Annotated in this window: 7 protein-coding genes; 3 read left to right on the forward strand and 4 right to left on the reverse strand. The window is 71.4% G+C overall.

Features of this window, described 5'->3' with window-relative positions; genetic code table 11:
* Positions 1–86 precede the first annotated feature (86 nt).
* The gene (locus ACTMTU_RS24300; RefSeq protein WP_441265593.1) at positions 87–1,559 is read left to right on the forward strand and encodes a glycoside hydrolase family 18 protein; all 1,473 of its coding nucleotides are present in this window, start codon (positions 87–89) and stop codon (positions 1,557–1,559) included.
* Positions 1,560–1,828: 269 nt separating this feature from the next.
* On the opposite strand, the gene ACTMTU_RS24305 is transcribed toward ACTMTU_RS24300, so the two are convergent.
* From ACTMTU_RS24305 to ACTMTU_RS24315, 3 genes are all read right to left on the reverse strand, one after another.
* Positions 1,829–2,677, reverse strand: a complete 849-nt coding sequence (locus ACTMTU_RS24305) for a carbohydrate ABC transporter permease (protein WP_441265594.1) — start codon at positions 2,675–2,677, stop codon at positions 1,829–1,831.
* Positions 2,678–2,695: 18 nt separating this feature from the next.
* A complete protein-coding gene (locus ACTMTU_RS24310; RefSeq protein ID WP_441265595.1) occupies positions 2,696–3,655 on the reverse strand; it encodes a carbohydrate ABC transporter permease in 960 nt (319 codons plus the stop codon).
* A 67-nt stretch (positions 3,656–3,722) separates the two neighbouring features.
* A complete protein-coding gene (locus ACTMTU_RS24315) occupies positions 3,723–5,033 on the reverse strand; it encodes an ABC transporter substrate-binding protein (RefSeq protein WP_441265596.1) in 1,311 nt (436 codons plus the stop codon).
* A gap of 260 nt (positions 5,034–5,293) precedes the next feature.
* On the opposite strand from ACTMTU_RS24315, the gene ACTMTU_RS24320 reads away from it, so the two are divergent.
* Positions 5,294–6,340 (forward strand): LacI family DNA-binding transcriptional regulator, encoded by a 1,047-nt coding sequence (locus tag ACTMTU_RS24320; protein ID WP_441265597.1) that lies wholly within the window; start codon positions 5,294–5,296, stop codon positions 6,338–6,340.
* 127 nt (positions 6,341–6,467) lie between these two features.
* On the opposite strand, the gene ACTMTU_RS24325 is transcribed toward ACTMTU_RS24320, so the two are convergent.
* The gene (locus tag ACTMTU_RS24325; protein ID WP_441265598.1) at positions 6,468–7,301 is read right to left on the reverse strand and encodes a TioE family transcriptional regulator; all 834 of its coding nucleotides are present in this window, start codon (positions 7,299–7,301) and stop codon (positions 6,468–6,470) included.
* 58 nt (positions 7,302–7,359) lie between these two features.
* On the opposite strand from ACTMTU_RS24325, the gene ACTMTU_RS24330 reads away from it, so the two are divergent.
* Positions 7,360–8,577, forward strand: a complete 1,218-nt coding sequence (locus ACTMTU_RS24330; protein WP_441265599.1) for an erythromycin esterase family protein — start codon at positions 7,360–7,362, stop codon at positions 8,575–8,577.
* The last annotated feature ends 78 nt before the right edge of the window (positions 8,578–8,655 follow it).

Here is an 8,655-nt window from a genome sequence, read left to right on the forward strand (position 1 = left end):
CGTCACTGATCGGCCTTTTGTCCGATTCGGGGTCGCTAGCGTGCAGCGCACCACCCCCCGACTTCGTACGCAGAGGCAGGCACCCGATGGGCAGCAGTACGCACCGGCGCAGGGCGAGCGTCAGGACCAAGGCGGTCGGCGCGGTCGTCGTGACCGCTGTGATCGGCGGCACGGCGGTCGTCCTCACCGGCACCGCCCAGGCCGCGGCGGTCGGCGCCGCCTACACCCGGACCAGTACCTGGGACGGCGGCTACACCGGCCAGTACGTCATCACCAACGAGACCGGCGAGGCCCGGACGGACTGGACCCTCGAGTTCGAGCTGCCCGCCGGGACGAGGATCAGCTCCCTGTGGAACGGCGAGCACACCGTGGACGGGCAGCAGGTCACGGTGAAGCCCGCGAGCTGGAACAAGAGCCTCGCGCCGGGTGCTTCGGTCACCGTCGGCTTCGTCACCTCCGCGAGCGGACAGGCCGCCGACCCGACGGCCTGTCTCATCGACGAGATCAAGTGCTCGGTGGACGACGGGGCCACGCCGCAGCCGAGCGGCCGCCCCACGGAGCAGCCCACGCCGACGCCGACCGCCACCCCCACGCAGAAGCCGACGCCCACCCCCACCGCCACCCCGACGCCGACCCCCACGTCGACCGGGGCCCCGAAGCCGGGCGGCACCGCGCGCTACGCGCCGTACATCGACACCTCCCTGTACCCGGCCTACGACATGCTCGACACGGCGGCGAAGACGGGCGTCAAGGAGTTCAACCTCGCCTTCATCACCTCCGGCGGCGGCTGCGCCCCGCTGTGGGGCGGTGTCACCGACCTGGCGAACGACAAGGTCGCCGCCCAGATCGGCGCCCTCCGGGCCAAGGGCGGCGACGTCCGGGTCTCCTTCGGCGGCGCGGCCGGCCACGAGCTGGCGCTGAACTGCTCCTCCGCCGACGACCTGGCGAAGGCGTACGGCAAGGTCATCGACACCTACAAGCTCACGAAGGTCGACTTCGACGTCGAAGGCGCGGCGCTGCCCGACACCGCCGCCAACTCGCGGCGCTCGCAGGCCATCGCGCAGCTCCAGAAGTCGCACCCCGGCCTGAACGTCTCCTTCACGCTGCCCGTCATGCCCGAGGGCCTCACCCAGCCCGGCGTGGACCTGGTCGCCGACGCCAAGAAGAACGGCGTGCGCGTCGACGCGGTCAACATCATGGCGATGGACTACGGCCCGGCGTACAGCGGCGACATGGGCGAGTACGCGATCCAGGCGGCCACCGCCACCCAGGCGCAGATCAAGGGTGTGCTCGGGCTCTCGGACGCGGCCGCGTGGCAGGCCGTCGCGGTCACCCCGATGATCGGCGTGAACGACGTGGTGACGGAGATCTTCAAGGTCGACGACGCCACGCAGCTCGTGAAGTTCGCCGAGTCGAAGAACCTGGGCTGGCTGTCGATGTGGTCCTCGACCCGCGACAAGCAGTGCGCCGGCGGGGAGAAGCCGGCGGCGGACGCGACGTGCAGCTCGATCCTTCAGGAGCCGCTGGCCTTCACGAAGGCCTTCTCCGCGTACAAGTAGCCACCCCGTCCCCCCACGGCGACGCCCCGGGCCGGCCCCCCACCCGCCCGGGGCCCCGCCACGCCCCTCACCCCGACCGGGCTTCGCCGCTGCATTTCCAGCCCGTCCGGCGTTTGAGGACACCGCGCGGAGCGCGGTACCGGGTCCGGGCGAGCCCGGCAGGGGTGCGTGCGAAGCGCGGTACGGCCCGGGCGGAGCCCGGTTCCGGGAAGGGGCGGGGAGGGGGAACAAGCCCCGCGCAGCGGCCCGCACGCCCCGCGCCCGCGCCGTCAGCCCTTGATGGCCCCCTGCATGATGCCGCCCACGATCTGCTTGCCGAAGACGACGAACGCGATCAGCAACGGCAGCGTCCCCAACAGCGCTCCCGCCATGATCACCGACTGGTCGGGGATGTAGCCCTGCCCGAGGCCCGCCAGGGCCACCTGCACCGTCGGGTTGCCGCTCTGCGTCAGCGCGAGGATCGGCCAGAAGAAGTCGTTCCAGGTCATCACGAACGTCAGCATCCCGAGGACGGCCATCGCCGGCCGCGCCGCGGGGAAGACGATGTGCCACACCACGCGCAGACTGCTCGCGCCGTCGACCCTGGCGGCCTCGATCAGTTCGCCGGGCAGTGCCTCCATCAGGTACTGGCGCATGAAGAACACCCCGAAGGCGCTGACCAGCGTGGGCAGGATGACGGACTGGAGCTGATCGGTCCAGGACAGTTCGGCGATCAGCATGTACAGCGGCACGACGCTGAGCTGCGGCGGCACCATCATCGTGCCGATGACGAGCAGCAGCAGCGTGTTCTTCATCCTGAATCGAAGCTTGGCGAAGGCGAACCCGGCGAACGTGGAGAAGACCACGGCGCCCGCCGCCACCGATCCGGCGACGACCGTCGTGTTGAGCAGGGCGGTGCCCATGTTCGCGTCGGTCCAGGCGATCTCCAGATTGCGGAAGAGCCGGCTGCCGAACCAGAACGGCGGGGGAGTCTGGGCGAGCCGGGTGTTGGTACGGGACGCGGCGACCGCCGTCCACACCAGTGGGAAGAGGGAGCCGGCGGTGAACACGATCAGCGCGGCGTAGGCGAACCTCCCGCCGTGCAGCTGCCGCCCCGCCCGCCCCTTGCGCCCTGTCATCGTCGTCTCGGCTCCGCTCTACGCGCTCTTGCTCAGGCGGCGCGCGACCAGCCAGTTCACCGCGCCGACGACCAGCAGGATCAGGAACATCGCCCAGGCGATCGCGGAGGCCCGGCCCAGGTGCAGGTTCACCCACCCCTGCTCGTACAGATAGAGACCGAGCGTCTGGAACTGGTGGTCCGCGCCGCCCGTCGCGCCGGCCCCGCCGCTGAACAGCAGGGGCTCGCCGAACAGCTGGGTCGCGCCGATCGTCGAGACCACGCAGGTGAACAGGATCGTGTGGCGCAGGGACGGCACCGTGACATGGATGAACTGCTGCCACGGCGAGGCCCCGTCGAGCGCGGCCGACTCGTACAGGTCCTTCGGGACGGCCTGCATCGCCGCGAGATAGATCAGCGCGTTGTAACCCGTCCAGCGCCAGATCACGATCGTCGAGACCGCGAGCTGCGAGGTCCACTGCCCGTTCTGCCAGTCGACGTCACCGATGCCGACCAGCCCGAGCGCCCAGTTGACCATCCCGTAGTCGCGGCCGAAGAGAAGCACGAAGACGAGCGTCGCGGCGGCGACGGACGTCGCGTACGGGGTGAGGGCGGCGACCCTGAAGAACATCGAGCCACGAAGCCGGTAGTTGAGCAGATGTGCGATGCCGAGCGCCATGAGCAGCTGCGGCACGGTCGACATCAGTCCGATGGTGACCGTGTTCCTGAGCGCGTTCCAGAAGAACTCGTCCTCGAGGAGGCGAGAGAAGTTGCGCAGCCCGACCCATTCCATGTCGGTGGGCGCGGTGAGCTCCACCCGGTGCAGCGAGGCCCAGCCGGTGTAGAGCAGCGGGAAGAGGCCGAAGGCGAGGAAGAAGACGAAGAACGGTGCGACGAAGGCGTACGGGCTCCATCTGACGTCGCGCCGGTAGCGGCGTGAGCGCTTCGCACGCCGCCGCTGCGTGGCGGCGTCCGTGTGGTCGGGGGCTCCGACGTCCACCGCGGACCCCGGCTTCCTGGGGTGTTCGACGTGCGCGGCCGGCCTGCCGTGTGCGGGTTCCGGCACGTCACTCGTCCAAGGCGTTGTCGATCGCCTTGACCGCCGCGTCCCAGCCCTCTTGCGGGCTGCGGCCCTTCTGGTCCACTTGGAGCATGCCGATGTCGGCCAGGTTCTGCGCGATGATCAAATCCTTGGGCCCCACGATCTGCACCGGGACGTCCTGCGCGGCCCTGGAGAAGATCTTCCCGATTGGCGCGCCCCCGAAGTAGGGGTGCGTGGCGTCGGCGACGGCGGGCAGCGAGTAGGCGGCCTCGGCGCTGGGGAAGCTGCCGCGCTCGGTGAACAGCTTCGCCTGCTGCTCGGGAGCGGTCAGCCAGGCGGCGAGCTTCGCCGCCTCGGCGGTGTTGTCGCCCGTCTTCGGCACGACCAGGAACGAGCCGCCCCAGTTGCTCGGCCGTGGCGCGGCGGCGACGTCCCACTTGCCCTTGCCGGCGGCGCCCGCCTTGTCCTGGATGTGGCCGAGCATCCAGGCGGGGCAGGAGACGGTGGCGAAGGCGCCGTTGGACATGGCCTGGTCCCAGGAAGGCGTGAACTGCTGGAGCCGGGCGGTCAGTTTCTCCGTGGCGAACTCGGCGGCGACGTCCCAGGCCTGCTTCACGGCCGGGCTGGTCTTGTAGACGATCTCGCCGTTCTCGTCGTAGAAGCGTTTCTCGTTGCTGCCGGTGACGGCCGCCATCACGCCCGAGGCGGAGTCGACGAAGGCCGTCCCCTCGGGTGCCCGGGCCTTGTACTTCCTGCCCGTCTCCAGGTACTTGTCCCAGTCCCCGGCCCACAGCCTGCCGACCTCCTCGCGGTCGGTCGGCAGCCCGGCCTTCTCGAACAGGTCCTTGCGGTAGCAGATGCCCTGGGGGCCGATGTCGGTGCCGAGACCGACCGTCTTCCCGTCCTTGGTGGTGGCCTGCGCCCACTTCCAGCCGAGGAACGAGTCCTTGCTGACGCCCTCGGTCCTGCCCAGATCGACGAGCCGGTCCGCCTGGGTCGCGGCGACCTCCGCGATGTTGTTGACCTCGACGGCCTGGATGTCGGCGAGACCGCTGCCGGTGCTGAGGTGGGTGAGCAGTTGCGGGTAGTAGTTCTCGTTCCGCTGGATCGAGGTCTGCTTGATCCTTATGTCCGGGTGGAGCTTCATGTACTCCTCGTACAGCCCCGCCTCCTTGAGACCGAAGGCACCGAAGACGCCCACCGTGATGGTGGTCCTCCCCTTGCCGTCACCGCCGTCGTAGGCGCTGTCGCCCGGCTCTTCGCTGTCCTTGGCGCAGCCTGCGAGGAGCCCGGCGCCCAGCGCGACGACGACCGCGAGGATTGCGGTCCTGCGCATGACGACCTCCTTCGGGGAGTGCCGTCACCCCCGGGTCCTGACGTGCCGCCCGCGGCCGTACTTGTGTGACCCGTACTTTTAGCACGCCGGGGGCGACCGTGGCACGGGCGGTGGCCTGCGGCTTTGCCAACCGGGCGCCGACGGGGGAGTGGGAGCGCTCCCGTACGTGATCGGCCGCGTTCGTCGTCCGAGAGGGGGAGGTCCGAAGGCCCCGCGGCACGTTATGTTCTCCGCCTGGGCAGCCTGGGGAGGCGGACACGATGTCTCGGACCATCCGTACGGGGAACGGGGGGCGGGCCACCGGTCTGCCCACCCTCGAGGAGGTCGCCGCGCGGGCGGGGGTCGGACGCGGGACGGTCTCCCGGGTCATCAACGGCTCGCCGCGCGTCAGTGAAGAGACCCGCGCTCTGGTCGAGGCGGCCGTCGCCGAACTGGGTTACGTCCCCAACCGGGCGGCCCGGGCCCTCGCGGGCAACCGTACGGACGCCATCGCGCTCGTCGTCCCGGAGCCGGAGGACCGTTTCTTCGCGGAGCCGTACTTCTCCGAGATGGTGCGCGGCGTCGGAGCCGCCCTCGCCGACACCGAGATGCAGCTGCTGCTGACGCTCGCCGGCAACGACCGCGAACGCAAGACGCTCGCCGGGTACCTCGCCGCCCACCGGGTCGACGGCGTGCTGCTGGTCTCGATGCATGCGGGCGACCCGCTGCCGGACCTGCTGGAGCAGCTCTCCATCCCGGTGGTCATCAGCGGCCGCCGAGCGGCTGACGAGACGCTGGCGGCGGTCGACTCCGACAACTTCGAGGGCGCACGGGCGGCCGTCGCCCACCTGGCCGCCCGGGGGCGGCGCACCGTCGCGACGATCACCGGCCCCCTGGACGTGTACGGCGCCCAGCGCCGACTGGACGGCTACCGCTCCGGCGTCGCCGGCGCCGGCCTGGACGCCGACCCCCGGCTGACGGCCGTGGCCGACTTCACCGAGCAGGGCGGCCGCCTCGCGATGCGCAAGCTGCTCGAGGGCCGCCCCGACCTCGACGCGGTCTTCGCCGCCTCCGACGTGATGGCTTCCGGCGCCCGGCACGTGCTGCGCGAGTCGGGCCGCCGCATCCCGGACGATGTGGCCCTCGTCGGCTTCGACGACTCCGCGGTGGCCCGCCACATGGATCCGGCGCTCACCAGCGTGCGCCAGCCGACGGAGGAGATGGGGCGCACGATGGCCCGGGTCCTGCTCGAGGAGATCGTGGGCCCGTCACCGGAGCGGCCCCAGATCGTGCTGCCCACGGAACTGGTGGTGCGGGACTCGTCGTGACGGCGGCCGGTCGGCGCCTCGGGCGTGCTCTCTGCTGTCGGTGACGTTTTGGGGCGGTGACCTCAGGCCGGGTGGCCTTCGCTCGGTGACCTTCTTGCTCGGTGACCCTCGGTCGGCGGCCTGCGTCTCATCCACGCTCGCGGAGGTACGCCTCCAACTCGGCGGCCCCGGTCAGCATCGCCCGCCCGCGGGCGGCCAGCCTGCCGTGCCAGTCGCGCAGCGCGGCCTCCAGTGGCTCCGGCCCGCCGGCCGCCCGCACCTGGGCGATCAGCGGGGCGATCTGCTCCAGCGGATAGCCGCCCCGCCTGAGCTGGTGGGCCAGCCGGGCGTCCCGCACGTCCGCCTCGTCGTAGACGCGGTACCCGGTCAGCGGGTCGCGGCGCGGGCGCACCAGCCCTGCCTGCTCCCATTTGCGCAGCGTCGCGGGCCGGATGCCGAGGTTCCCCGCCAGCGGCCCGATGAACGTGCCGCCGGACACCGCACCGGGCCTCGAGACCCCGCCGGCCCAGGACGCCGCCCCGGTCCTGGAGACCCCACCGGTCCGGAATGACGAGGCGGGCCCGGCTGCCGGACCGCGCCCGGTCCCAGCATCCTGTTCGGACGCCGTGGTGGGCCCCAGGTCGCGCAGGGCGCCCTCCACCGCCTGGAGGGTCCGGCGGTCGTCGAGGAGCTCGGCGTGGCTCTCGTCGATGAGGCGGAACGCCTCCTCGGCCGCGCCCTCGTTCACCGCCCGCATGATCGCCGTCGCCGTCCGGTGGCCGTGGCCCGGTGCCAGGGCGAGGAACGCGCGCAGGGCACCCGCGTGCAGCGACGAATAGGTCCGGTAGCCATGGGGTGTGCGACCGGCGGCCGGGAGGATCCCCGCCTCCTCGTAGTTCCTGATCGCCTGCGTCGACAGACCGTGCGGGCGCGCCAGGTCGACCGGTCTGAGCCGCATGCCGTTTTGAAGGTTTCGCCCCATGGCCCTGCCGATTCCGCGGGAAAGTTTCAACCGAGGGTTCAACGATAGCGTTCAAGGCATGGCTACTGACATCCAGGACACCGTCCATGCCGTCGAGGCCGCCGCCGTCATGAGGCTGCTCCCGGCCCGGCCCCGGCTGCTCGCCCTGGGCGAACCCACCCACGGGGAGGACACTCTGCTCGACCTGCGCAACGAGCTCTTCCGCCAACTCGTCGAGCAGGAGGGCTACCGGACGATCGCGCTCGAGAGCGACTGCATGGCGGGCCTGCTCGTGGACGACCACGTCACCGCGGGCACCGGCACCCTCGACGAGGTCATGGAGCGCGGATTCAGTCACGGCTGGGGCGCCTCCGCGGCCAACCGCGAGCTCGTCCGCTGGATGCGCGACTACAACATCCGCGTCGACGACGACGGCCGTCCCGCGTCCGAGCGGCTTCGCTTCGCCGGCTTCGACGGCCCGCTGGAGATCACCCACGCCGCGAGCCCGCGTCAGGCCCTCACCGCGCTCCACGACTGTCTCGCGGCCCAGGTGGACGCGGACCTGCTCCCCTGCACCGCGGAAACGCTCGACCGCCTGCTCGGCGCCGACGACCGGTGGACCGAACCCGCGGCGATGAGGGACCCGTCCCGGTCCGTGGGGCAGTCGGCCGAGGCGAGGGAGCTGCGGCTGATCGCCGACGATCTGGTGGCGCTGCTCGACGCGCAGACGCCGCACCTGATCACGGCGACCTCGCCCGACGACCGGTACCGGGCACAGCTCTACGGGCGCACCGCGACCGGCCTGCTGCGCTACCACCACTGGATGGCCGACACCTCGCCCGGCCGCATGAGCCGGCTGGTGGGCGTGCGGGACCAGATGATGGCCCACAACCTCCTCGCGGTCGCCGCTCGGGGTCCGGCATTCGTCCACGCCCACAACTCCCATCTCCGGCGGGGGAAGAGCACGATGCGGATGGGTGGGAGGCCCTTGGAGTGGTGGAGCGCCGGAGCGCTGGTGAGCGCCCGGCTCGGCGAGGAGTACGCGTTCGTGGCCACGGCCCTCGGCACGATCCGGCACCGGGGAGTGGACACCCCGCCGCCGGACACCGTCGAGGGTCTCCTGTACGCGCTCCCGGAGGACCGCTGCGTGATCGACGCCCCGCGGCTGGCCGCCGCCCTCGCCGAGACGCGGCCCGCGCCCCGCGCGTCCCCCTGGTTCGGCTATGCCCCGCTCGACCCTGCGCACCTGGCGGGCAGCGACGGCATCGTGTTCGTCAGGGACGTCCCGCAGCGCTAGTTGTATTGACCCGTGAGGTTGGGGACGCGGCTGGCGGGTGGGTGGCCTTTCAGTGCGGTGTGTCCGCGGTGGTGGTTG

Source organism: Streptomyces sp. OZ13 (assembly GCF_052068155.1).
Classification (GTDB): domain Bacteria; phylum Actinomycetota; class Actinomycetes; order Streptomycetales; family Streptomycetaceae; genus Streptomyces.